20 protein-coding genes and 1 tRNA gene are annotated in these 22775 nt (G+C 60.6%); 10 read left to right on the top strand and 11 right to left on the bottom strand.

Annotated features, from left to right (window positions below):
* The first annotated feature begins 68 nt into the window (after window positions 1–68).
* The 4 genes from RAE21_RS06720 to RAE21_RS06705 are packed head-to-tail and all read left to right on the top strand — an operon-like array spanning window position 69 to window position 4409.
* Window positions 69–1571: an ABC transporter ATP-binding protein gene (locus RAE21_RS06720; protein WP_313880701.1), complete on the top strand. Its 1503-nt coding sequence runs from the start codon at window positions 69–71 to the stop codon at window positions 1569–1571.
* Complete coding sequence (locus RAE21_RS06715; RefSeq protein WP_313880700.1) at window positions 1568–2683, top strand: ABC transporter permease; 1116 nt, start codon at window positions 1568–1570, stop codon at window positions 2681–2683. Before RAE21_RS06720 ends, RAE21_RS06715 begins: the two co-directional genes overlap by 4 nt.
* A complete protein-coding gene (locus RAE21_RS06710) occupies window positions 2676–3644 on the top strand; it encodes an ABC transporter permease (protein ID WP_313880699.1) in 969 nt (322 codons plus the stop codon). The genes RAE21_RS06715 and RAE21_RS06710 overlap by 8 nt, the downstream gene beginning before the upstream one ends.
* 24 nt (window positions 3645–3668) lie before the next feature.
* The gene (locus tag RAE21_RS06705; protein ID WP_313880698.1) at window positions 3669–4409 is read left to right on the top strand and encodes a hypothetical protein; all 741 of its coding nucleotides are present in this window, start codon (window positions 3669–3671) and stop codon (window positions 4407–4409) included.
* Window positions 4410–4426: 17 nt separating this feature from the next.
* Here RAE21_RS06705 and RAE21_RS06700 read toward each other — a convergent pair whose 3' ends face one another.
* Both RAE21_RS06700 and RAE21_RS06695 read right to left on the bottom strand, forming a co-directional pair.
* Window positions 4427–6193 carry an FAD-dependent oxidoreductase gene (locus RAE21_RS06700; RefSeq protein ID WP_313880697.1) on the bottom strand — a complete coding sequence of 589 codons (1767 nt, stop codon included), beginning with the start codon at window positions 6191–6193 and terminating at the stop codon, window positions 4427–4429.
* A 1-nt stretch (window position 6194) separates the two neighbouring features.
* Complete coding sequence (locus RAE21_RS06695) at window positions 6195–6467, bottom strand: oxidative damage protection protein (protein WP_296510743.1); 273 nt, start codon at window positions 6465–6467, stop codon at window positions 6195–6197.
* Between the two features lie 171 nt (window positions 6468–6638).
* Between RAE21_RS06695 and RAE21_RS06690 the strand changes: the two genes are divergently transcribed.
* Window positions 6639–7130, top strand: coding sequence for a disulfide bond formation protein B (locus RAE21_RS06690; RefSeq protein ID WP_313876281.1), 492 nt, complete (start codon window positions 6639–6641; stop codon window positions 7128–7130).
* Here the strand turns inward: RAE21_RS06690 and argA are convergent.
* Window positions 7117–8463, bottom strand: coding sequence for an amino-acid N-acetyltransferase (argA, locus tag RAE21_RS06685; RefSeq protein WP_313880696.1), 1347 nt, complete (start codon window positions 8461–8463; stop codon window positions 7117–7119). The genes RAE21_RS06690 and argA overlap by 14 nt on opposite strands.
* Window positions 8464–8603: 140 nt before the next feature.
* On the opposite strand from argA, the gene hrpA reads away from it, so the two are divergent.
* On the top strand, window positions 8604–12668 hold the full coding sequence (gene hrpA, locus RAE21_RS06680; protein ID WP_428984056.1) for an ATP-dependent RNA helicase HrpA: 4065 nt from the start codon (window positions 8604–8606) through the stop codon (window positions 12666–12668).
* Window positions 12669–12694: 26 nt separating this feature from the next.
* Here the strand turns inward: hrpA and RAE21_RS06675 are convergent, their stop codons facing one another.
* The 7 genes from RAE21_RS06675 to lptF all read right to left on the bottom strand — a co-directional run bounded on the left by RAE21_RS06675 (window position 12695) and on the right by lptF (window position 19359).
* Window positions 12695–13264 carry a hypothetical protein gene (locus RAE21_RS06675; protein ID WP_313880695.1) on the bottom strand — a complete coding sequence of 190 codons (570 nt, stop codon included), beginning with the start codon at window positions 13262–13264 and terminating at the stop codon, window positions 12695–12697.
* Window positions 13265–13342: 78 nt separating this feature from the next.
* Entirely contained in the window at window positions 13343–14518 is a 1176-nt protein-coding gene (locus tag RAE21_RS06670) for a PQQ-dependent sugar dehydrogenase (RefSeq protein ID WP_313880694.1), read from the bottom strand.
* A 76-nt stretch (window positions 14519–14594) separates the two neighbouring features.
* Window positions 14595–15755 carry a pyridoxal phosphate-dependent aminotransferase gene (locus tag RAE21_RS06665; protein WP_313880693.1) on the bottom strand — a complete coding sequence of 387 codons (1161 nt, stop codon included), beginning with the start codon at window positions 15753–15755 and terminating at the stop codon, window positions 14595–14597.
* Between the two features lie 4 nt (window positions 15756–15759).
* Window positions 15760–16725, bottom strand: a complete 966-nt coding sequence (locus RAE21_RS06660) for a CysB family HTH-type transcriptional regulator (RefSeq protein ID WP_313876121.1) — start codon at window positions 16723–16725, stop codon at window positions 15760–15762.
* A gap of 44 nt (window positions 16726–16769) precedes the next feature.
* On the bottom strand, window positions 16770–17156 hold the full coding sequence (locus RAE21_RS06655; protein WP_313880692.1) for a sirohydrochlorin chelatase: 387 nt from the start codon (window positions 17154–17156) through the stop codon (window positions 16770–16772).
* Window positions 17153–18259, bottom strand: a complete 1107-nt coding sequence (lptG, locus tag RAE21_RS06650) for an LPS export ABC transporter permease LptG (RefSeq protein ID WP_313880691.1) — start codon at window positions 18257–18259, stop codon at window positions 17153–17155. Before lptG ends, RAE21_RS06655 begins: the two co-directional genes overlap by 4 nt.
* Window positions 18256–19359: an LPS export ABC transporter permease LptF gene (gene lptF, locus RAE21_RS06645; protein WP_313880690.1), complete on the bottom strand. Its 1104-nt coding sequence runs from the start codon at window positions 19357–19359 to the stop codon at window positions 18256–18258. The genes lptG and lptF overlap by 4 nt, the downstream gene beginning before the upstream one ends.
* A 23-nt stretch (window positions 19360–19382) precedes the next feature.
* Between lptF and RAE21_RS06640 the strand changes: the two genes are divergently transcribed.
* The 4 genes from RAE21_RS06640 (at window position 19383) to RAE21_RS06625 (ending at window position 21806) form a co-directional block, all read left to right on the top strand.
* Window positions 19383–20828 carry a leucyl aminopeptidase gene (locus RAE21_RS06640; protein WP_313880689.1) on the top strand — a complete coding sequence of 482 codons (1446 nt, stop codon included), beginning with the start codon at window positions 19383–19385 and terminating at the stop codon, window positions 20826–20828.
* Window positions 20825–21259: a DNA polymerase III subunit chi gene (locus RAE21_RS06635; protein WP_313880688.1), complete on the top strand. Its 435-nt coding sequence runs from the start codon at window positions 20825–20827 to the stop codon at window positions 21257–21259. The genes RAE21_RS06640 and RAE21_RS06635 overlap by 4 nt, the downstream gene beginning before the upstream one ends.
* 29 nt (window positions 21260–21288) lie before the next feature.
* A complete protein-coding gene (locus RAE21_RS06630) occupies window positions 21289–21624 on the top strand; it encodes a hypothetical protein (RefSeq protein WP_313880687.1) in 336 nt (111 codons plus the stop codon).
* A gap of 92 nt (window positions 21625–21716) precedes the next feature.
* Window positions 21717–21806, top strand: a tRNA-Ser gene (locus tag RAE21_RS06625).
* Between the two features lie 59 nt (window positions 21807–21865).
* Here the strand turns inward: RAE21_RS06625 and RAE21_RS06620 are convergent.
* On the bottom strand, window positions 21866–22774 hold the full coding sequence (locus RAE21_RS06620; RefSeq protein ID WP_313876128.1) for an SPFH domain-containing protein: 909 nt from the start codon (window positions 22772–22774) through the stop codon (window positions 21866–21868).
* Window position 22775: the final 1 nt, after the last annotated feature.

Below are 22775 nucleotides of genomic sequence, written 5' to 3'. Positions count from 1 at the left end.
CTTCAGGGCAAGAGCCCGATGAGGAGCAGGATTTGAGTGTAGAGAGTACAACGCCCCCGGCGATTCACATGCAAGGCATCAACAAACGGTTTGGGGCAGTAGCCGCCAATGCCGATGTGAACTTGCGGGTGACCAGTGGCACGGTGCACGGCATCGTGGGCGAGAACGGTGCGGGTAAAAGCACCTTGATGTCCATTCTGTACGGCTTCTATCAAGCGGACAGTGGCGAGATTTCGGTTCTCGGCAAGCCGGTAACGATCCGCAACGCAGATGATGCGATTGCACAAGGCATCGGTATGGTGCACCAGCACTTTATGCTGGTCGATACCCTGACCGCGCTTGAAAACGTCATGCTGGGTGCCGAGCCCCATTGGTTGTTGCACAAGGCCGATGCGACTGTGCGCAGCAAGCTCGAGACCTTGATGCAGGCGACCGGCCTGCAGGTGAAGCTGGATGCGGTAGTCGCCGATTTGCCGGTAGGCGACCGCCAACGCCTGGAAATCCTCAAAGCCTTGTACCGCGGCGCCAAGATTTTGATTTTGGACGAGCCCACCGCCGTTCTGACTCCGCAAGAGACCGAACACTTGTTCAAGGTGCTCCGGGTGCTGCGCGGGCAGGGCACCACGATTCTGTTGATCACCCACAAGCTTAAAGAAGTCATGGGCTTGTGTGACACCGTCACCGTGATGCGGGGCGGCAAAGTAGTGCAAGAGATGCCGATTGCGCAGGCTTCTGTAGAAAGCCTGGCCGAGGCCATGGTGGGTCGCAAAGTGCAAATGGGTCGGCTGGACGCTGATGCGCGCCCGGTGGGCGAGGTTTTGCTGTCGGTGCGAGATGTGGTGGTGAAAGATGCACTGCAAGTCATTCGTTTGCATGGGCTCAACCTCGACTTGCGGGCCGGTGAGATTGTGGGGGTTGCAGGTGTTTCCGGGAATGGTCAGAGCGAGTTGTTGGATGTGCTGTCCGGATTGCTGGCCCCCGACGCGGGCAGTTTGGCCACCGGTGGGCAAACATTCAGCGCTGCCCGTTGGCTGGATCCACAAACCGCCCGGGACTTGGGGGTTGCCCATGTACCGGAAGACCGGCATGCACGCGCCATGGTGATGGATTTTGTCGCTTGGGAGTCTGCCGTGCTTGGCTATGACGGTTTGCCCGCCTATTCGAGTGGCGGCTGGATGTCGCACGCTGCCATGCGTGAGGCGACTGCCGGCTTGATGGAGCGCTTTGATGTGCGCCCGCGCGACCCTGAGCTCAAGAGCAGCAAGTTCTCCGGCGGCAACCAGCAAAAACTCGTGCTGGCACGGGAGCTGGGGCAGTCACCAAAAGTGCTGCTGGTAGGGCAGCCGACGCGTGGGGTCGATATTGGCGCTATTGAATTTATTTACTCCCAGCTGCGCGCGATGCGCGATGCAGGGTGTGCGGTGCTGGTCGTATCCAGCGAATTGGACGAGATTTTGGCGCTGTCGGATCGGGTGATTGTGATGAATCAAGGACGCGTCAGCGGCGAGCTGGCCATTGAAGATTGCACAGAGGCGGGTATCGGCTTGCTGATGACCGGAGGGTCGCAATGAACGCAAACTATGCATTGCCGCGTTGGGCGGACTTGGTGCTGTTGCCTGCGGTCTGCCTTTTGGTGGCCTTGCTGGCCGCGGCCGGTGTGGTGGCCATGGTGGGGCAGGACCCTGTAGAGGTGATTTCGGTGCTGGTGCAGGGCGCTTTTGGTAGCGAGCGCGGTATCAGCTACACGCTGTACTACGCCACTACCTTTATCTTTACCGGGCTTGCAGTGGCAGTGGCCTTTCACGGCGGGCTTTTCAACATCGGTGGTGAAGGGCAGGCCATTCTGGGCGGCTTGGGTACCGGTTTGATGGGCTTGTGGCTGTCCCATGCGTTGCCTGCTTGGGTGATGCTGCCGCTGATGGTGCTCAGTGGTGCCTTGTTCGGGGCCGCCTGGGCTGCGGTACCTGCGTATTTGCAGGCGTACCGCGGCAGCCATGTGGTGATCACCACCATCATGTTCAACTTCATTGCCAGCAGCTTGTTGGTCTACTTGTTGGTGAATCACCTGCGCCCAGCCGGCTCGATGTCGGTTGAGAGTGCCGCATTTGCAGCATCGGCCAAGTTGCCCGGCATGCATGAAGCGCTGGCGGCAATTGGCATTGAGTGGGATGCATCACCCCTCAACATGAGCCTGGTCTTGGCCTTGCTCGCCTCGGCCGGGGTGTACCTGTTTTTGTGGCGTACCCGCGCAGGGTATCGCCTGCGGGCGGTGGGCTCCAGCCAAAGTGCGGCGGAGTATGCGGGCATCAACGTGCGGCACCAGATCGTGATTGCGATGGCGATTTCCGGCGCTTTGGCCGGCATGGTCGGCATGAACGAAATCGCCGGCGTCAATGGCAAATTGTTACTGGAGTTTGTGAGTGGTGCCGGCTTTACGGGTATCGCGGTGGCCTTGATGGGGCGCAACCACCCGGTGGGCATCATCTTTGCCAGTGTGTTGTTTGGCGCACTGTTTCAGGGCGGTGCTGAGGTGGCATTTGAGGTGTCAGGCTTCAGCCGTGAAATGGTGGTGATGTTGCAAGGGTTTATCGTGTTGTTCTCCGGGGCAATGGTCTATGTGATTGCGCCGATGCTGGCGTGGGTCTTGTCAAAGTTTGTGAAGTCGGGGGTGCAACATGGATGACACTTTGATCGCAGCCATGCTGGCCTCGACGCTGCGTGTGTCCACGCCGCTGATTTTGTGCGCGCTCGCGGGCATGTTTTCAGAGCGCTCTGGCGTGGTGGACATCGGCTTGGAGGGCAAGATGTTGTTTGCCGCCTTCGCGGCCGGCGCTGCAGGGGCGGCCTACCAGTCGACCGCGTTGGCTCTGGGCTTGGGCGTGCTGGTGGCGGTGGCCTTGTCCTGGATGCATGGCTTGGCCTGCGTCAGCCATAAAGGGGACCAAGTGGTGTCCGGGGTAGCGATCAACATCATCGCCGCCGGCATGACGGTGGTGCTCGGTATCGCCTGGTTCTCCCAGGGCGGACAGACGCCCCCGGTGGGCAGCGACGTCCGTATCCAGGCGCTGTTCCCGGGTCTGCCCGAAGCACTCAATGGCATCCCGCTGGTGGGCCGGATCGTGGGCGAGGGACTATTGAGCCACAACGCCATGGTCTACCTGGCGCTGGCGCTGGTGCCCGTGTGCTGGTGGGTACTGTTCCGCACCCGTTTCGGACTGCGTTTGCGGGCGGTGGGCGAGAACCCGCAAATGGTGGATGCTGCGGGTGTGTCGGTGAGCCGCCTGCGTTATGCCGCATTGACCATCAATGGGGTTTTGTGCGGACTGGCGGGTGCCTATTTGGTATTGGCGCAAAGTGCGAACTTCTCTGCCAACATGACCGCGGGGCGTGGCTTTATGGCCCTGGCTGCGTTGATTTTTGGCCGTTGGCATCCGGTGGGCGCATTCTGGGCTTGCTTGTTGTTCGGCTTTCTGGACGCAGCGGCCATCCGTTTGCAAGGAGTCCAAATCAGCGGATTCGGCGAGGTGCCCGTGCAATTTATTCAGGCATTGCCCTATGTCTTGACGGTGGTTTTGCTGGCCGGCTTCATCGGCAAGGCTGTAGCTCCCCAGGCACTGGGTCGGCCTTATTCCAAGGAGCGGTAAGCGCAACGTCGCTTGCAGATCACAATGGCAATCACCGTGTGGGTCAAAGTAGTGGGGTTCAGCGATGCCGAGCGGCATACGCTGAACACGCTGTTCCGGGTGTCCCGCACCGATGGGCCGAAATATGTGCTCTGGACCCCGCTGGACGGCACTTCGCCCAACGTGGCCTTGATTGATGTGGACAGTTATGAGGCGGGGCTGGACCTGGTGTCACCCGGCTTCAACCCGCACCTCAAAATCATTGCGGTGGGGGAGTCGGCACCCACGGGCGCTTGGCGCAGCCTGCAACGGCCTGTGGATTGGGGTGGGCTGGTGCAGTCGCTGGATGCGCTGTTTGCCAGCTCCCAAGAGGTGGACATTGATATTTTTGCGGACACCTCTGCCGCCCCATCCCCGCCACCGCCGGGAATCCGGTGTGCGCTGTTGGTCGGTATACCGCCTGTTGAGACCTACTACCTGAGGGCACGCTTGGCCCTGGCAGGGGTGTTGGTCGTAGACGAGGCGCAAACCCTGGAGGCCTGTGAACAGGGTTTGCAGTCCCGCCACTATGGCCTCGCCCTGGTGTTTGTAGATGCCCAAAAACCGGAACCCTGGGAGCTTGCCAAACACGTGGGGGGCTTGGCCGCCCGTCCGCCCAAGCTAATGGCGGTGATGGCATCGCCTGACTGGAGAGCCATCCGGCAGGCCGAGACCATGGGTTACTCCGATGTCTTGGAATTGCCATTCAACCCCCAGCAGGTGTTTAGCGCCTTCCAAAAGGTCTGAGTGGCCGAGGGCGGCGCTCAGGTGCTGTCACTCTCTACTTCCCGGACGGCACGTCGCTTGCGCAGGCGTTGAGAGTCCATAGATTTGGCCAAGGCACTTTCGACCGGCCAAGGCTCGTGACAGATGCGCGCGGCGATCATTTCGGCGCCCAGTGCTGAAAACGTCAAGCCGCGCGCCCCCATCCCCACATGCATCCACAGTCCGTTAAGGGCATTGGTGTCTACCGGCCCGGCCAAGGGCAATCGATCGTGAGTGACGCAGCGGGTTCCGGACCATCCGTTCACTTGGCCGCCTTGAAACAGGGGCGCCGTGGCTTCTGCAGCCTCAGGCAACAGGGTCTGCAAGCGCTCCAGATTAGCGCGGTGTTGTTCTGCCAACGGGGCCACACGGTGTTGTGCAAGGCTCTCCGGGGTTGGCGTGTTGTCGGGCTCAAAGCTGGAGCCCGCGAGCCAGAATTGGCCTGCCGGCCCCGGCACCGAGGGGATAAAACAACCATGGCCGTTATGCGGGTGGCTCCAAGCGGGGGACTCGGAGTGCGGTGGCATCGAGCCGGTGCTAGCGGTGCCGTGGACCGCTTGCAGGTCGCCCAGCGTCAAGTGCAGCGAGGGGGCCCGGTGGGCTTGCATGCCGTCGGCCTCCAGCAACGCGCGGCTGGCGAATGCCGTGGCCAGGACCACCACCTTCGCTTCTGCCAGCGGGCTGTCGTCTTGGCCCCGAAGAGACCAAAGGTCACCGTTACGCTGCAGTCGGGCTACTGGTTTTGCGTAGTGCACCGTAATGTTGGGGTGCTGCAGCCAGGCTTTCACCAAGGCCGCCGGCTTGACCCATGCAGCCGCATGGTGCAGGCGGTCTGGGCCTTCTGAAAAACGGTGCTCCAGCACACCGCTCAGTGCCCACTCTTCGCCGCCTTGCAGCAGATCTCTGCAGTGTTGCAGCATCAACTTGGCACCGACCCGCGAGAGCCGTGAGCGTGGGCTGTCATCGGCAGACACATGGGGCACCACCAAGCCGACCGGCAGGCCAGACGCCCCGGCAGCGGCGTGTGGCGCTGCCTCCAGCACCGTGACTTGCCAGCCCCGCCGGGCGAGGGCGTAAGCCACACTGGCGCCTGATATTCCGGCACCGACCACACAGCATGAGGGTGCCGTTGCCAGGGCCTCCGGCGCCAAAGGGGGCTCTTTGTTGCCCAAGGGCCAAGGCGGGTCGAAGGTGGCGTTCACCGTGCCCGTAACTGAAACGGGGCTGCAACGCACAAAACCGGCTTCTAGCAGCCATTCTGCGGGCGCATCTGCGGGAAGTTGCGCTTCTAGCGTTGCACCTCGGGCGCACAGACGGGACAAGGCCTTGGCCGTCCATTTGCTCCACAGGTGGGCGCCTGCGGAAAACCAGACGGTGTTGGCGAATAGCTTGTGGTCGCCCAAAAACGTGTGGCTGTCGCCGATACACAGCGTCAGTGACACTTGCCCCCGGTCGAGCAGGATGCGGTGGATGCCGGCGTCGCGGTCTTGCAGTTCATGCAAGAGCGCTAGGTACAAGTCATCCGCATCGGATTTGGTCGCCGCGAGCTCACGCCGCAGCAGAGCAAGTCCGTCGAGCGAGATGTGCCCAGCGTAATGCAGCATGACCGGGCGCGCCGGGTCGGCACGCCACGCACGCCAAGTGGCTACAAATTGCCTAGATTGCTGAAAGTCTGTGTCCAGAATAGTCCACGCCGCGCGGTGCGCCCAGGCACCGGGCAAGCCGCTATGGGCGGAGTGTGCCGCGCAGGCGTTGGAGTCAGGCACCTCAGGCGCTGGGGGGAACGTAGCCTTGCGCTGCGTCTGCACCGTCGCCGAAGAAATGGTTTTCCATCTGGCGGGCCAAGTACTGGCGAGCCCGGGCGTCGGCCAGGTTCAGGCGGTTTTCGTTGACCAGCATGGTTTGGTGCTTGAGCCAGGCAGCCCACGCCTCTTTGCTGACGCCTTCCCAGATGCGTTTGCCCAATTCACCGGGGTAGGGCGCGAAATCCAGGCCTTCAGCCTCTTTGCCCAGCTTGATACAGTTAACGGTGCGTGCCATGGGAAAACCTCTTAGTCGATGGTGTAAAAACGAAAGGCCGCATCTTATTCGCTTTGGCCTGACCTTTGCGGTTCAGGGAACTTCGGTCGCGCTAAGCGCATCAACCCACCACGGCGCTGCGCCGCTGTGCAACTCAATGAGGGATAGATTTTGAATTTGGTTTTTAGCTGGATGGATAAGGCGCCGCGTCGTGTGTTCAGTGCGGTCTTCCTCGCCTGCACCGCGATGTTGGCGTTTGGCATGTACCTGCAGCATGTGGTGGGCCTGGAGCCGTGCCCGATGTGCATTGTTCAGCGCTATGCTCTCATTTTGGTAGCTATCTGCGCAGCGTTGGCGGCGGCTAGCGGCCGAAAAGGCTTGCAAGTGGCCGGTTCTGTATTGCTCGTGGTGTTTGCAGTGGCCGGCGCCTATGTGGCCGCGCGCCAGAGCTGGCTGCAGTGGTACCCGCCCGAGGTGGTGTCCTGCGGGCGCGATCTCTACGGGATGATTGAAACCTTCCCCCTCAAGCGCGCATTGCCCATGATCTTCCGCGGCGGTGGCGACTGCAGCAAGATCGACTGGACATTCCTGGGTGGCACCATCGCCAACTGGTCGTTTATTTGCTTCAGTGCCTTTGCGGTATTTGGCGGTCTGATGACCTGGCGCCGGCTTAAAGCCGCTTGACCAAGACCTGACTCTTACGGTCCCAGTTGTATTTGCGCTTGCGGGCCTCGGGCAACCACTCGGGGTCTACTTGCGCAAAACCGCGCTTGATAAACCAATGCATGGTGCGGGTGGTCAGCACAAAAATACTGTCGAGCCCCGCCGCTTTGGCGCGCTGCTCAATGCGTTTCAAGATGCGCTCACCATCCCCTTGGCCTTGCACTTCCGGTGACACGGTGACCGCCGCCATTTCAGCGGTCTTGGCTTCGGGATAGGGGTAGAGTGCCGCGCATGCAAAAATCACACCGTCGTGCTCAATGATGGTGTAGTTGCCCGCATCGCGCTCGATCTCAGTGCGGCTGCGTTTGACCAGCGTGCCATCGCGCTCAAAGGGTTCAATCAGCTGCAAAATGCCGCCCACATCTTCCTCGGTGGCCTCGCGCAGACTTTCCAGCTTCTCGTCCACCACCATGGTTCCAATGCCGTCGTGCACATACACCTCCAGCAGGATGGCGCCATCCACAGCAAACGGAATGATGTGGCTGCGTTCCACGCCCGATTTGCAAGCCTTCACACAGTGCTGCAGGTAAAAGGCGACATCGGTAGGCTGGTTGGCGGCGGGCAGGGCCTTGAGCAGTTTTTCTGCTGCGGCCAGGGGGAGCTCGGTGTCAATCGGATTGTCTTCGCTGGCGGGCAGCTCCGGATCCATGCGGATGCCGGGCACCTCGGTCAGAAAAATCAATTTGTCGGCCTGCAGCGCGGTGGCCACACTGGTTGCCACCTCTTCCATGGCGAGGTTGAACGCCTCGCCGGTGGGCGAAAAGCCGAAGGGCGAGAGCAGCACCATGGCACCCATGTCGAGCGTTTTGGTGATGCCTGCGATATCCACCTTGCGCACCAGCCCGCTATGCTGAAAGTCCACCCCGTCCACGATGCCTACCGGGCGCGCGGTGATGAAGTTGCCTGAAATCACCCGCACCGTGGAGTCGGCCATGGGCGTGTTGGGCAGACCTTGGCTGAACGCCGCCTCAATCTCGTAGCGCAGTTGGCCGGCCGCCTCTTGGGCGCAATCCAGCGCCACCTCATCGGTGATGCGGATGCCATGGCTGTATTTGGGCGTGTGGCCCTTGGCCTTGAGCTGCTCGTTCACCTGGGGCCGGAAGCCGTGCACCAGCACAATTTTCACGCCCATGCTCTGGATCATGGCCAGGTCTTGCGCCAGGTTGTGCAGCTTGCCGGCAGCAATTGCTTCACCTGCAATACCCACCACAAAGGTCTGGTTGCGGAACTTGTGGATATAGGGCGCAACGGACCGGAACCAGGGAACGAAGGTGAAGTTGAAGACAGAGGTCATTGAAGGGCGGGTAGGCCGGTAAGGGTTTGTCAAGGCAGGGATAATCCGTGATTCTCTACGAAGACCACGCCTTGACTGCCAGCACCTTGAAAATCGAATTCCCAGAGTCGCTCCCGGTGTCGGGCAAACGCGACGAAATCATGGATGCCATTGCGGCGCACCAAGTGGTTATCGTCTGCGGCGAAACGGGCTCGGGCAAAACCACACAGCTGCCCAAAATTGCCTTGGCCATGGGCCGCGGCAAACTTAACTATCCCGCAGGCGAGCGCGGCAAACTCATCGGCCACACCCAGCCCCGCCGGATCGCGGCCAGCAGCGTGGCCAAGCGGATTGCTGAAGAGCTGCACACGCCCTTGGGCGATGTGGTGGGCTACAAGGTGCGTTTTAACGACCGGCTGGGCAAGGATGCGTCGGTCAAGCTGATGACGGACGGCATTTTGCTGGCCGAAACGCAAACCGACCCGCTGCTGAAGGCGTACGACACGATCATCATTGATGAGGCGCACGAGCGCTCGCTGAATATTGACTTCTTGCTGGGCTACTTGCGCCAGATCCTGCCGCGCCGCCCGGACCTGAAAATCATCGTCACCTCGGCCACGATCGACGCACAGCGCTTTGCGGATCACTTCAAGTCCGCCAAGGGCCCCGCGCCGGTCATCATGGTGTCAGGGCGCATGTTCCCGGTGGAGCAGCGCTACCGCCCGTTTGAAGAAAGCCGCGAATACGACCTGAACGACGCGATTGCCGATGGTGTGGACGAGCTCTGGCGCGACCCGCACAACCAGGGCGACATCCTCGTCTTTTTGCCCGGCGAGCGCGAAATCCGCGAAGCGGCGGACCACCTGCGCAAACACCTGAGCCACCAACCGGTGATGCGCAACGCCGAAGTGCTGCCCCTGTTTGCCCGCCTGAGCCCGGCTGAGCAGGACCGCATTTTCGACGGCCACACGGGCCGGCGCATCGTGCTGGCCACCAACGTAGCCGAGACCTCGCTCACAGTGCCAGGCACCCGATACGTGATTGACGCAGGCACTGCGCGCGTGAAGCGCTATAGTTTTCGTAGCAAGGTAGAGCAGTTGCTGGTAGAGCCTGTCAGCCAGGCAGCGGCCAACCAGCGGGCCGGCCGATGCGGACGGGTTGCCAACGGCATTTGCATCCGGCTCTACGATGAAAAAGACTTTGCCGGCCGCGAGCGCTTCACCACCCCGGAAATTCTGCGCAGCTCGCTGGCAGGCGTGATTCTGCGGATGAAGTCGCTCCACCTCGGTATCGTGGAAGACTTCCCGTTTCTGGAGCGGCCCACTGGCCGGGCCATCGCAGACGGCTACCAACTGCTCAACGAGCTGGGCGCGGTCGACGAGGCCAACGAACTCACGCCCTTGGGCCAAGAGCTCAGCCGGTTGCCGCTGGACCCACGCGTCGGCCGCATGCTGCTGGAAGCCCGCAGCCGTGAAGCGCTCGACGAGGCACTGGTCATCGCCAGCGCCCTGAGCGTGCAGGATGTCCGCGACCGGCCCATGGAGGCTCAGCAGCAGGCGGACACCGCCCACCAAAAGTTTGACGATGAGAAGAGCGAGTTCACCGGCTACCTGAAGCTGTGGAAGTGGATTCACGATGCGCGCGGTGGTGCTGCACCTGCAAACGCGGGAGTTGGGGCGTCCGGGCGTTCTGCGCAGGTCAAGGAGGAGCCCGCAAAGCGGGCGGGGGACACGGAGCAGAGCGCCCGGATGTCCCAACTCCAGACTCCAGCAGCCACCCACAAACTCACCAACCGCCAATACGAACAACTCCTGCGCCAGAACTTCGTCAACATCCGCCGCGTGCGCGAGTGGAAAGACATCTACAGCCAGCTCCACACCGTGGTGGCTGAGCACAAATGGCGCCTGAATACCCAGCCCGCGAGCTACGAGCAGTTGCACCTGTCCATGCTCTCAGGCCTGCTGGGCAACATCGGCTGCAAGCTCGAAGAAGGGCAAAACGGCGAATACCTGGGTGCCCGCAGCATCAAGTTTTTTGCCCACCCCGGCGCCCACCTGACCAAAAAACCGGGCAAATGGATCGTTGCCTCGGAGTTGGTGGAAACCACCCGCTTGTTCGGCCGAGGCATTGCCGCCATCGAACCCCACTGGCTGGAGCAAGTGGGCGGCCATTTGCTCAAGAAACAGCTGCTGGACCCGCACTGGGAAAAGAAAGCCGCCGAGGTTGTGGCACTGGAGCGCGCCACGTTGTATGGCATCGTGGTCTACAGCGGCCGCAAAGTGAACTACGGCCGGGTCGACGTGACCGGTGCGCGCGAAATCTTCATCCGTGAAGCCCTGGTCGGCAAAGAGTGGGAAACCACCTTGCCCTTCCTGGCCGCGAACCACAAGCTCATCAAGCAGGTCGAAGAGCTGGAGCACAAGGCCCGCCGCCAAGACGTGCTGGTGGACGACGAACTGATTTACGCCTTCTACGACCAGCAGCTGCCTGCCGACGTGTGCAGCGGCTACAGCTTCGAGCGCTGGTACCGCGAAGAGGTGAAGAAGCAGCCCGAGCTGCTCAAACTCACCCGCGAGGAGCTGATGCGCCACGAGGCGGCAGGCATTACCACCGCGTCCTTCCCCAAAACCATCCGCTTGGGCGGTGTCGATTGCGCAGCGACCTACCTGCACCAACCCGGTGACGCTAGAGACGGACTGACCGTGACCGTGCCCCTGTTTGTGCTGAACCAGGTGAATGATGAGCGCTGCGAATGGCTGGTGCCCGGCATGCTCAAGGACAAAGTGCAGGCCTTGCTCAAAACCCTGCACCAGCGGCCGCGCAGTCGCCTGGTGCCGCTGCCCGACACCGCCGCCAAGTTCGCCGAAGCCTTGAACGCCCCCGAAAAATTCGGCACCGGCGGGCTGGTGGAAGCCGTGCTCAAGCTGGTGCGAGACGCAACCTCGCTGGACATTGTCAAAGCCGACATCAAAGTCGACATGCTCAGCCCGCACTTCTTCATGAACTTCCGCGTAGTGGACGAACATGGCCGCCAACTCGGCCATGGACGCAACCTGGGTGCGTTGAAGGCGGAGCTAGGCAGCCAAGCCCGCGGCGCATTCCAAGCACTGGCCAGCTTAAAGCTGGCCCAAAACCAGTCGGCAAGTCAAGAAAGTAGCTCATCGCCAGGAGCTGGTTTGACCGGGCGTTCTGCGCAGGTCAAGGAGGAGCCCGCAAAGCGGGCGGGGGACACGGAGCAGAGCGCCCGGTCAAATCAGCGCCCAGCGCACGCCAGCTCTGCGCTACAAGCTACAAAAAACGTAGCAAATGGCAATCCATCCAAGAAAGCTGCCCCCAGCATCCTCGACGGCCGCTTCACCGCCTGGACCTTCGGCGAGCTGCCCGAGCTGCTGGAAATCCGCAAAGGCGGCCAGACACTCATCGGCTTCCCTGCACTCATCGACGCAGGCGAAGCGGTGACCGTGGAAGTGTTCGACGAACCCGAAGTGGCCGCCGCCAAACACCGTGCCGGTTTGCGACGCCTCTTTGCGTTGCAAATCAAAGACGCTCTCAAATACCTCGAGAAAAACATCCCCGACCTGCAAAAAATGGCGGTGGCCTTCATGCAGGTCGGCACCTTGGAGGGCGGCAAATCTGCCACCGGCGGCACCGTAGAAGAGTTGCGCGAACAAATCATTGCCGTGGCCCTGGACCGCGCATTTTTGCTCGACCCCTTGCCGACCGATGAGTTCGCTTTCAAGCGCCGGATCGACGAAGGCCGGGGGCGCCTCACCCTGATTGCCAACGAAGTGGCCCGCTTGGCGGGGACGGTGCTACAGGAATACGCAACGGCCGCCCGTAAAATCAAAGACACCAAAAACGCCCCGGATGCGGTGGCAGATGCGGCCCAGCAAATCACCCGCCTTATCCCCAAGCGGTTTTTGCAGGCCACGCCGTGGGACCGCCTACAACATCTGGCACGCTACCTCAAGGCCATCACCCTGCGCCTTGAGAAATACCGTGCCGATCCGGCCCGCGATACCGCACGGTTGACCGAATTGCGCCCGCAGGAGCAGCGCTACTGGCGCTTGGTGGCGGAACGCAAAGGCGTGCAGGACGAGCGGATGCAAGAGTTCCGTTGGTTGCTCGAAGAGTTGCGGGTCAGCTTCTTTGCCCAGGAGCTACGCACGCCCCAACCGGTGAGTGTGAAGCGCCTGGACAAGGCCTGGGCACAGCTGGGGAGCTAAGCAGGCGGGCGTGAGCGCCCCAGGGGTCAGCCTTCAGGGGGCAACAACATCGCGATGCGTTCGCTGATGGAATCCGCCCGTTCGTGGCCTGCTATTTCTTCTACCGCGTTGATCATGTCGCGTGCGGCAGCGAGCATGGTGTCTCGGTCCTTGGCGTTTCGGAGCGCCTCGCGGAATGCTTCGACACGTGCAGGGTCACGCCGCACAAACATGCGTTCACAGATGTCGAACAAGAACATCCGCGTGGTGGCTAGCGACCGCTTGCCCTCGAAACTATCCGCAGACGATGGGGCCGTGACAACCTCGGTCAGCACCTGCGGTGCGACTGGGTGTGGAGCAGGCGCCGGTGCAGGCGCGCTTTTGGGGGTGGCGCGAGGCGCTCTGACTGCTGATGCAGGTTCATCCTGCGGCACCAGATAGCCACTTTGCATCAGGTGGGTGGCCAGGCGCATCGCATCGCCGTGGAACAGGTGGTTGATGGTTTCGACCGTATTGCGGCCGTCCGCGAGGATCAACATCGCCCGTTCACGCTGTCCGAGCGTGCGATTCCCGATTTGCAATTCTGTCCGCGCTTTGTCGGTTTTGAGTAGTTGCATGGTCCTTCTCCAACGAAGGCCGCATTACAACCACACCAGATGACAAGCCGGTGAAGGTGCCAGGCTTGCCGCAGTGGCTTAGCGCGGCAGGACTCGCAGCAAGCGCCCGCGCGAGGCGTCGGTCAGCAGATAGAGCCAGCCGTCAGGGCCTTGGCGCACATCGCGTACCCGTTCTTTCAGGTCTTGCAAATAGGCTGTTTCGCGCACCACCCGGCCGCCAAAGGGCTCGCTGAGTTCGAGTCGGGCCAAGTAGCCGAATTTAAGGGAGCCGACCACCAGGCTACCGTGCCAACCGGGGCCGTAGCGCTGGCTACTCACAAAGGTCATGCCAGAGGGGGCGATGGACGGTGTCCAGTAATGCTCCGGTTGCTCCAGCCCGGGCTGTGTGGTGATGCCAGCGCCGATTTTTCCGCCCCCATAGTTTTCGCCATAGGTAATCAGGGGCCAGCCGTAGTTGCGCCCGCGTTGGACTTTGTTGATTTCGTCGCCGCCCTGGGGGCCATGCTCGAGTTCCCACAAGGTGCCATCGGGTGCTTGCACCATGCCTTGGGGATTGCGGTGGCCCAGGCTCCAGATTTCAGGCAGTGCTCCGTTGGCGCGCGCAGCGGTGGTGGCAAAAGGGTTGTCTGCAGGCACGGTGCCGTCTTTGCGGATGCGAATCACCTTGCCATGGTGGTTGTTCAGGGTCTGGGCGTCGTCTTTTTTGCTGAAGCGTTCGCCGAGGGCCAGGTACAGGATGCCGTCGGGTTTGCCATCGCGCTGTCCCTCGGTGATGCGGCACCCGAAGTGCGCGCTGCTGCTGAACTTGGGTTTCTGGCTGAACAAGACCTTCAGGTCCAGCAGGCGAGTGTTGTCCGGGCTGAGTGTGGCACGCGCCATGGCGGTGCTGTTGCCGGATTCGCCCGGCTCGGCGTAACAAAAATAGAGCTGGCGATTGCTGGCAAATGCACTGTCCAGCACCAGATCGAGCAGGCCGCCCTGACCGCGGGCATCGATGGCCGGGAGGCCGCCCACCGGTGGGCTGACCTGGCCTTTCGCGCTCACCACGCGCAAGCGCCCCGGCCGTTCGGTAACCAGAAAGCCGCCCTCGGGCAGAAACGCCAGGGCCCATGGATGCTCCAAGCCAGTAGCCACGGTCTCGGTGCGCAACGATTCGGTTTGTGCAGCCGCAAGGCCTGCCCACAGACCGGCGCTTGCGGCCAGACAGAGTGCCGCTTTGCGCAAGAGACGCATCACGGTGACAGTGCATGCCATGCGATATGTATGCATAAAATAGCCTTTAGCCCAGATGAGTATTGCGGGTGTAGCTATGAAATCAATAGCAACGTAATTACAAGGTCTTGAGGCGCTCCAGGGCGCTTTGGAGTGTGCTGTCTTGTTTGGCAAAGCAAAAGCGCACCACCCGCTGGTCAAAACCATTCCCATAAAAAGCCGAGAGCGGTATGGCGGCCACCCCGATCTCGCGGGTCAGCCATTGGCAAAAATCGGCCTCGTTCAAGTCGCTTACATCGGAGATGTCCACGCATTGGAAATAGCTGCCTTGGCTGGGCAAAAGCTTGAACCGGGTACCTGCGAGCCCCGCGCGGAAGAGGTCGCGCTTGTGTTGGTAGAACGCGGGCAGCTCGAGGTAGGGCGCCGGGTGGGCCAGATACGCGGCCAGCGCATGCTGGACCGGGGTGTTGACGGTGAACACATTGAACTGGTGCACCTTGCGGAACTCCGCCATCAAGGCCGCAGGCGCGGCGACCGTACCCACCTTCCACCCGGTCACGTGGAAGGTTTTGCCGAAGCTCGACACCACAAAGGCCCGAGCTGCGAGGCCGGGAAAGCGGGAAGCGCTCTCGTGGGCTTGGCCATCAAACACCATGTGCTCGTACACCTCATCGCTGATGAGGAGCACGTGGGTCGGTGCCAGCAGGTCCTGGAGGGCCAGCATGTCGGCCCGGCTCCAGACCGTTGCGCTGGGGTTGTGCGGCGAGTTGATGAGCAAGGCCCGTGTTTTGGGCGTGATGGCCGCGCCGATTTTGGCGAAGTCGGGCCGGAAGGTGCCTGGAGTCAGGGGCACACGCACCACGACGCCACCGGCCAGCTCGATGTTGGGGACATAGCTGTCGTAGCAGGGCTCCAGCACAATGACCTCGTCACCCGGATGCACCACGGCAAGGAGGGCGGTCAGGATGGCCTGCGTTGCACCGGCGGTGATGGTGATTTCGGTGTCGGGGTGATAGGCCTTGCCATGCAGGCCAGCGATCTTGGCTGACACGGCCTGCCGCAAAGCCGGCACACCGGCCATGGGCGGGTACTGGTTGTGTCCCGCTTGCATGGCTGCGGTCACGGCGTCGACCAACTTCGGGTCGCACGCAAAGTCCGGAAAGCCTTGCCCAAGGTTGACCGCTTTGTGCTCAGTGGCGAGCGCCGACATGACGGTGAAGATGGTGGTGCCCACATTCGGCAGGCGGCTGGAGAGCGGGGGTGTCAATGCAGTAGTCATGCTTTCACAACTCATAGTCGTTTACGTGGCCTTCCATGGCCTTGGCGATCAGCGCGCGGTTCAGGCGGCTGCTTAAAAATTCCGCAAACGTGAAGACAAAATTGCGTAAATAGGCGCTGCGCTTGAAGGCTACTCGGGTCACGTTCTGGCCGAACAGGTAGCCCGCAGGTCGCACCACCAAGCCGCCACGGGCGCCGTTTTTCTCCATGTCCTCCACCACATCGGTGACCGCCATTTCAGCCGCAATGCCGATGCCCAAGCCCAGGCGCACATAGGTCTTGATCACATCGGAGTCAATGGCTTCGAGCGAAATGCGGGGCTCGAGCTTGCGGGCCTCAAACGCCTGGTCAATTTTGGTGCGTCCGGTAAAGGACGGGTGGTAGGTGATGAGCGGCTCGGCGGCGACGTCTTCCAGCGTGACATGCTCTTTCAGGGCCAGAGGGTGGTCGGCGGGCAATACCAGCACGTGTTGCCACTCGTAGCAGGGTAGGGTGACCAGTTCGCTGTAGTTGGACAGGGATTCGGTGGCGATCCCGATTTCGGCCACATCGTCGATCAGCATGCGGGCGACCTGGTCAGGCGCGCCTTGGTGCAGGCTCACATTGACCTTGGGGAAGGCCGCGCGGAGTTGTGCCACCTTTTCCGGCAGCACATAACGGGCCTGGGTGTGGGTGGTGGCGATCGACAGCGTGCCGCTGTCCTGCGAGCTGTATTGTTCCCCGATGCGCTTGAGGTTGTTCACCTCGCGCAGGATCAACTCGATGCTTTTGAGCACATGCTGGCCTGGCTCGGTGATGCGCTTGAGGCGTTTGCCGTGGCGGGCAAAGATGTCGATGCCCAGCTCTTCTTCCAGCTCAATAATGGCTTTGGACACACCCGGCTGCGAGGTATGTAGTGCCTTCGCCGCCTCGGTCAGGTTGAGGTTGCGGCGCGCGGCTTCTTGCACGAAGCGGAATTGGTGAAGGTTCATATCGAATTCCAGCTAAAGAAGGAATTCATTATGCCTCAGGGGATTTATGCCTCGGTCGGATCCAACGCAATCGATGCCAACATCTGCACCAGGCGATCGTCTTCCCCCACCGCCTTCTGGAGGTGGAAATGCACCGCAGGATGGCTGGCACGCAATTGGGTTACCAATTCAGGCAAATCCTCGCGTGCATGGCGGCCTACGCCCAAAAACATGGGCACGATGGTGATGCTGTCAACGCCCGCACCAGTGAGTTGCGCCACGGTGTGGGGCAGGTCAGGCTGGCTGAGCTCCAGGTAGGCACAGGCTACTTCGACGTCTGCTGACTGGCTGCGAATGCGCGCGGCCACCGCCTCCATGGGCTTGTGCCACAGCGGGTCGCGGGAACCGTGGGCGAACAACACAATCGCGTGGCGGGGGGCGGGGCTTGTCATCTTCGGAGTACCAACCAGGTAAAGGCTGCAAGAGAAAAGAATGAGTAGATCATGCCCGGCAGGGCCGCTGTGATCCAGGGCTGCCAACCCTGTAAGTTCCCAAGGTCATTCACCACGTTGTTCAGCAACACAAAGCTGATGCCCGCCATCACGCCACCAAAGGTGTAGCTGGCGATGCCACCCGAGCGGAAATGCAAGTAGGCAAAGGGCAGGGACAGCACCACCATCACCAGGCAGCTCAGGGGATAGAAGACTTTTTTCCAGAATTGGATTTCATACTTCTGGGCGCTTTGGCCGTTGGCATTGAGATGGCGTATGTACTGGAACAAGTCAATCGTGCCCATGCGCTCGGGCCGCAGTACCGCTGCGGCCACCATTTCAGCGCTGATTTGGGTGGGCCAACGGAAGGTCTCGAACGCCGCGCGGTCTACCTTGGGGATCTGGTTTGGGCCCGACGTGAATTCGGTGCGCTCACCGTTGGCGAGCATCCAGGATTCATCGCTACCAAAGGTCCCAGTCTTCGCTTCGGTCAGGGAGACCACAAAGCCCTGGTTGTCGAATTCGTAGACCCGGATGTCTTTGAGGGTTGCATCTGACGCCAAGGAACCCACGTTCACCGAGTAGCTGCCGTAAGCCTGCTTTTCTTTCAGCCAGGCGCCGGTTTTACCCACACTGATTTTGCCCTGAAAGCGGGATTTGAGCAGTTGGGCTGTTTTGTCCGCCAAGGGGGCCACATAGTCGCCAACCGCAAAAGTAAACAAGACAAAGCCCAAGCCCAGCACCATCAAGGTCCGCAAGGCCTTCCAAGGGCCCAAGCCACTCGTACGCAGAATCGTGAACTCCGAACTCCGGGCCAAGCGGGCCATCACAAAAATGGTGCCGATGAGCACCGTGATGGGAAACAACTCATACACGTGGGCCGGGATCATCAGCGCGACATAAATCAGTGCCTGCGGCACTTGGTAACCACTCGCGCCCAGCCGGGTGACCTGCTGGAGTTCCTCCACCACGTCAAAGAAAAAAAACAGCGCGATGAATGCCAGCGTGACCAGCGCGACTGCGGTCACCACTTCTCCGTACAGGAGTTTGCGCAGCGTCTTCATGCGGAGCCCTCCCTACGGGCGTTGCGGCGTGGCAGTCGAAGCGCCCAGTGGTTGTGTCGCTTCAACAACCACAGCATGCTCACCACAAAGACACCGCCATGCAATTGGAGCAGCATGGGAATAAGCTCTGCCTTCCCGCTCTCGACCCAATTTTTGGCGAGCACCAAGAGATTGAAATACACCACAAAGGCCAGAAACGCGAAGATCAGGTTGGTGCTCCGCCCTGCGCGAGGGTTGGCCCCTGCGGCGGCCAAGCCAATCCAGATCAAGTTGAAGGCGGCAAGGGTCAATCCGGCTCGCCATGCGAGTTCTGCAAAGTGCTGAGGGTTTTGGGTCCGCAGCAACTCGAGGGTGGTTTTGGCATTGGACGGGGAGTAGTCGCGGCCGGAGTTGTCGTCAGCACCGACCCGGGCGCCGTAGCGCTCAAAGGTGCTGAGTGTCATGTCATTTTTGCCAGTGGTCCGCTCCAGACGTTGCCCCTCCTGGAGCACCAGAAACTTGTCGCCATTCATGACCTCGACGGTTCCAGAGCGCGCGCTGGTGATGGTTTGCTTGTTACCTTCTTGGGTGGAGATGAAAACGTTCTTGCCTGTTTGTTGGCCCTTGCTGTCTTTTTCAATAAAAAAGACGCGGTCACCATTGGCTGACTCTTGAAACTGCCCCGGCTCAATGCGCGCGATGTCGCCGCGCTTGTCGTACCGGTCGCGCAGGTCCTCAATTTTGCTGAATGACCAGGGCAAGATCACAAATGCCAACGTCAAAACCACCAGCAAAATAGGCCATGCGAACCGGAACAGAGGGCCGACCAAGCCCAATAACCCGCGCCCGCTGCCGAACCAGATCACCATTTCGCTGTCGCGGTACATCCGGGTAACAACCGTCAACACCGAAATAAACAGACTCATCGACAGGATGGTCGGCATATCCGAGAGCACGGTGTAGCCCATGATGATCAGCACGTCGGCCGGATTGAAGGTGCCGCGCGAGGCTTCGCCCAAGGTGCGCAGCAGCGTCATGGTCATGACGACGGTCACCAGAACGACCAGCGTCGCGCCGAAACTGCGGCCTAACTCTTTGCGAATGGAGGAATGGAATAACATTGTGCGAAACGAAAGAGCGAATTATGAACTTTGAACTGAAGCCTCTGAACCTCGTGGCCTTGGCCAATGAAAAAGCCGACCTGCTGGTGCTGCTCATTGCGCAGGATTTCAAGCCTGGCAAGGACGAACTGTCCATCTTGATCGGCAAGGCCTTGAAGCAGGGTGATTTCAGTGCCAAGCCAGGCACGGTGTTGGCGCTGCATCGGCCGGTGCAAGCCAATGCTGCGAAAGTTCTTTTGGTGGCCGTGGGGGAGGGTACAGCGCGCCAAGTGCGCTCTGCAATTGCAGCCTGTGCGGGCAGCCTGAAGGCGCCGGTCGTGAAAAAGGCAGTAATTGCGTTTGCAGGTCCTGCCCGGGAAGATGCGGTCCGTGCAGTGCCCCTTGCAGTTGCGGATGCCACTTACGTGTACACCCACACCAAATCCAAGCCAGAAGGGCGCCAGTTGCAAAAAGTGCTGGTCGGTGCGAGCAATGCATCTGAGATCGCAGTCTCATTTGCGGTGGCGGTAGGCACAGTGGCCGGCGTCGAGTTCGCCAAAGAGTGGGCCAATCGCCCAGCCAACTACGCAACGCCAACCTTGTTGGGGCAAGCCGCTCAAAGTCTGGCGGAGTTCGCCAAAATCAGCTGCGAAGTGCTAGGCCCCAAAGAAGTTGCCAAGCTGGGTATGGGCTCCTTCATGGCGGTCGCCCAGGGGTCTGATGAGCCTTTGCGCTTTATTGTGTTGAAGTACAGCGGCGCTACCAAAGCGCAGGCTCCGCTGGTGCTGGTGGGCAAGGGTATTACTTTTGATAGCGGCGGCATCTCCATCAAGCCTGCGGCGGAGATGGACGAGATGAAGTTCGACATGTCCGGAGCCGCCAGTGTGCTCGGAACCTTCAGGACGCTGGCGGAGCTGAAGCCCGCGATCAACGTGATCGGCTTGATCCCGGCTTGTGAGAACTTGCTGAACGGCAAAGCTGTGAAGCCTGGCGACGTGGTGACCAGCATGAGCGGCCAGACGATCGAAATTCTGAACACCGATGCCGAAGGCCGGCTGGTGCTGTGTGATGCACTGACCTACGCAGAGCGCTTTAAACCGACCGCAGTGGTCGATATTGCAACCTTGACCGGGGCATGCGTGGTCGCGCTTGGTGGGGTCCGAAGCGGCCTGTTTTCCAGCAAGCCGGCGCTGGCGGATGCGCTTTTCAAAGCCGGTGAGTCCAGTGGTGACTTGTGCTGGCAGCTGCCCCTCGATGAGGACTATGCGGATGGCTTGAAAACCAATTTTGCGGATGTGGCCAACGTGGCGGGTCGTGCAGGTGGTGCAATTACGGCTGCCAAGTTCCTCCAGCGCTTTACCGAGAAGTTTGACTGGGCGCATTTGGACATCGCGGGCACCGCCTGGAAAGGCGGGGCCGCCAAGGGCGCTACTGGACGGCCCGTGCCCCTGCTGGTGGAGTTTGTGCTGAGTCAGGTTGCCGGTAAGTGACAGACGTTGCCTTTCATTTCGGGGCCCCGAACAAGCTGGAGTACGTAGGGCGCCTTCTGAGAAAGGCCGTCGCCCGAGGGGCGCGTTTGACGGTGCTCGCCGTTCCTGCCCAAGTGCAATATCTGGATGCCAGTCTATGGGCAACCTCGCCGACCGATTTCTTGGTGCATGGTGTCGACAACGGTGCATCTCCGGATCTGCGTTGCCCGGTTGTGTTGACATCCAAAGTTCATCCTGCTTTGTCGAGTCACGGCGTGTTGGTCAACCTGACCCATGAAATGCCCGAGGGCTTTGATGTGTTTGACCGGGTAATCGAGGTCGTGTCTGTGGATGAGGAAGACCGCGCCACGGCCCGTCTTCGTTGGAAGCAATATGTGCAGCTGGGCTATGCGATCCAACGGCATGACCTGAAGCTGAAAGGCGCTGAGTGATGCAGGCACCCAAACACCCCCCCCGTTTTTTGCCTACCCTGACCGAGGTAGTGAAGCATCCCGCGCCAGCGATGGAGCCCGCTGAAATTCCTGTGCTACCTGAGGAAGACGCGCTGGCGCCAGTCGTCGCTTCAACGTTCGTGGAGCCGGTGGCTTACGTAACGACAGATGAAGAACTGATTGCCAAAGTGATGGTGCGGTTAACCCCTGTTTTGGAGCAGGTAGTGCAAGACGCTTTGCAGCAGAGTTTGCAGGCGCGTCTGCAGACATTGTTGCCCGGCGTCATGGAAGACGTTGAGGCAACCGTCAGCCGTGCGGTAGCGGATGCGTTGCAGGGCGTGCATGCGGCGCAAGAGCGCCAATGACGCCCAACCTTTCGGCTGAAAGACAGTTTTTTCTAAAAAGTTTCCTCGTTCAGCCGGAATGCCCGAAATAACGGGCTAGAATACGAGGCTCTGGAGCGGTGGATGAGCGGTTTAAGTCACACGCCTGGAAAGCGTGCGTGGGGTAATACCCACCGCGGGTTCGAATCCCGCCTGCTCCGCCAGAAACAGATAGCCCGTAGTGTTTTGCACTACGGGCTTTTTTGTTGCCCGTTAGTTTTGTTTACTTGCTGGATTGCACCATTTTCATGGCTGTCGCAATCAGGCCGGACACTTCGCTCATATTGCCGGGGATGATCAGCGTAGTGGTCGCGTCCGCAGCCACTTTGGCGTAGGCATCGACAGCTCGTTCGGCGACTTTCAACTGCACCGCTTGCTCGCCGCCCGGTTGACGAATGGCCGCGGCAATACGCTCGATGGCGTTCGCTGTCGCCTCGGCCACTGCAGTGATGGAGGCCGCTTCACCTTGGGCGCTGTTGATGGCAGCCTGCTTTTCACCCTCTGAGCGGGCAATGAATGCCTCGCGCTCGCCGGTTGCAATATTGATTTGCTCTTGGCGGCGGCCTTCGGAGGCGGCAATCAGCGCGCGTTTTTCACGTTCTGCGGTGATCTGTGCCTGCATGGCGTGCAAAATTTCTTTGGGTGGCGTGAGGTCTTTGATTTCATAGCGCAGCACCTTCACACCCCAGTTGAGAGCCGCCTCATCGATGGCTGCGACCACTTGGGCGTTGATGATGTCGCGCTCTTCGAATGTTTTGTCCAGCTCCAACTTGCCGATGACTGAGCGCAAGGATGTTTGAGCCAGTTGGGAAATGGCAATGATGTAATTGCTCGACCCATAACTGGCGCGCATGGCATCGGTGACTTGAAAGTACAGAATGCCGTCGACTTGCAGCTGGGTGTTGTCTTTGGTGATACAGACCTGGCTTGCGATGTCGAGCGGGATTTCTTTCAGCACATGCTTGTAGGCCACGCGATCAATGAACGGCACCAGAAAGTTCAGGCCGGGTGTCAGGGTGCCGTGGTATTTGCCCAGGCGTTCAATCACCCACGCATGCTGCTGGGGCACGACTTTGACAGACCGCGTCACAAAAATAATAGCGACGACCAGAAGAAGAATTGCGATTTCCATA

The sequence above is a fragment of the Rhodoferax potami genome (assembly GCF_032193765.1).
Classification (GTDB): domain Bacteria; phylum Pseudomonadota; class Gammaproteobacteria; order Burkholderiales; family Burkholderiaceae_C; genus Allorhodoferax; species Allorhodoferax potami.
This window is presented reverse-complemented; position numbering and strand designations above follow the sequence as displayed.

Coding starts and splice junctions, on each gene's coding strand:
- RAE21_RS06720 (WP_313880701.1), top strand. CDS start 69: ATGCAAGGCATCAACAAACGGTTTGGGGCAGTAGCCGCCAATGCCGAT.
- RAE21_RS06715 (WP_313880700.1), top strand. CDS start 1,568: ATGAACGCAAACTATGCATTGCCGCGTTGGGCGGACTTGGTGCTGTTG.
- RAE21_RS06710 (WP_313880699.1), top strand. CDS start 2,676: ATGGATGACACTTTGATCGCAGCCATGCTGGCCTCGACGCTGCGTGTG.
- RAE21_RS06705 (WP_313880698.1), top strand. CDS start 3,669: ATGGCAATCACCGTGTGGGTCAAAGTAGTGGGGTTCAGCGATGCCGAG.
- RAE21_RS06695 (WP_296510743.1), bottom strand. CDS start 6,467: ATGGCACGCACCGTTAACTGTATCAAGCTGGGCAAAGAGGCTGAAGGC.
- RAE21_RS06690 (WP_313876281.1), top strand. CDS start 6,639: ATGGATAAGGCGCCGCGTCGTGTGTTCAGTGCGGTCTTCCTCGCCTGC.
- argA (WP_313880696.1), bottom strand. CDS start 8,463: ATGACCTCTGTCTTCAACTTCACCTTCGTTCCCTGGTTCCGGTCCGTT.
- hrpA (WP_428984056.1), top strand. CDS start 8,604: ATGGATGCCATTGCGGCGCACCAAGTGGTTATCGTCTGCGGCGAAACG.
- RAE21_RS06675 (WP_313880695.1), bottom strand. CDS start 13,264: ATGCAACTACTCAAAACCGACAAAGCGCGGACAGAATTGCAAATCGGG.
- RAE21_RS06670 (WP_313880694.1), bottom strand. CDS start 14,518: ATGGCATGCACTGTCACCGTGATGCGTCTCTTGCGCAAAGCGGCACTC.
- RAE21_RS06665 (WP_313880693.1), bottom strand. CDS start 15,755: ATGACTACTGCATTGACACCCCCGCTCTCCAGCCGCCTGCCGAATGTG.
- RAE21_RS06660 (WP_313876121.1), bottom strand. CDS start 16,725: ATGAACCTTCACCAATTCCGCTTCGTGCAAGAAGCCGCGCGCCGCAAC.
- RAE21_RS06655 (WP_313880692.1), bottom strand. CDS start 17,156: ATGACAAGCCCCGCCCCCCGCCACGCGATTGTGTTGTTCGCCCACGGT.
- lptG (WP_313880691.1), bottom strand. CDS start 18,259: ATGAAGACGCTGCGCAAACTCCTGTACGGAGAAGTGGTGACCGCAGTC.
- lptF (WP_313880690.1), bottom strand. CDS start 19,359: ATGTTATTCCATTCCTCCATTCGCAAAGAGTTAGGCCGCAGTTTCGGC.
- RAE21_RS06640 (WP_313880689.1), top strand. CDS start 19,383: ATGAACTTTGAACTGAAGCCTCTGAACCTCGTGGCCTTGGCCAATGAA.
- RAE21_RS06620 (WP_313876128.1), bottom strand. CDS start 22,774: ATGGAAATCGCAATTCTTCTTCTGGTCGTCGCTATTATTTTTGTGACG.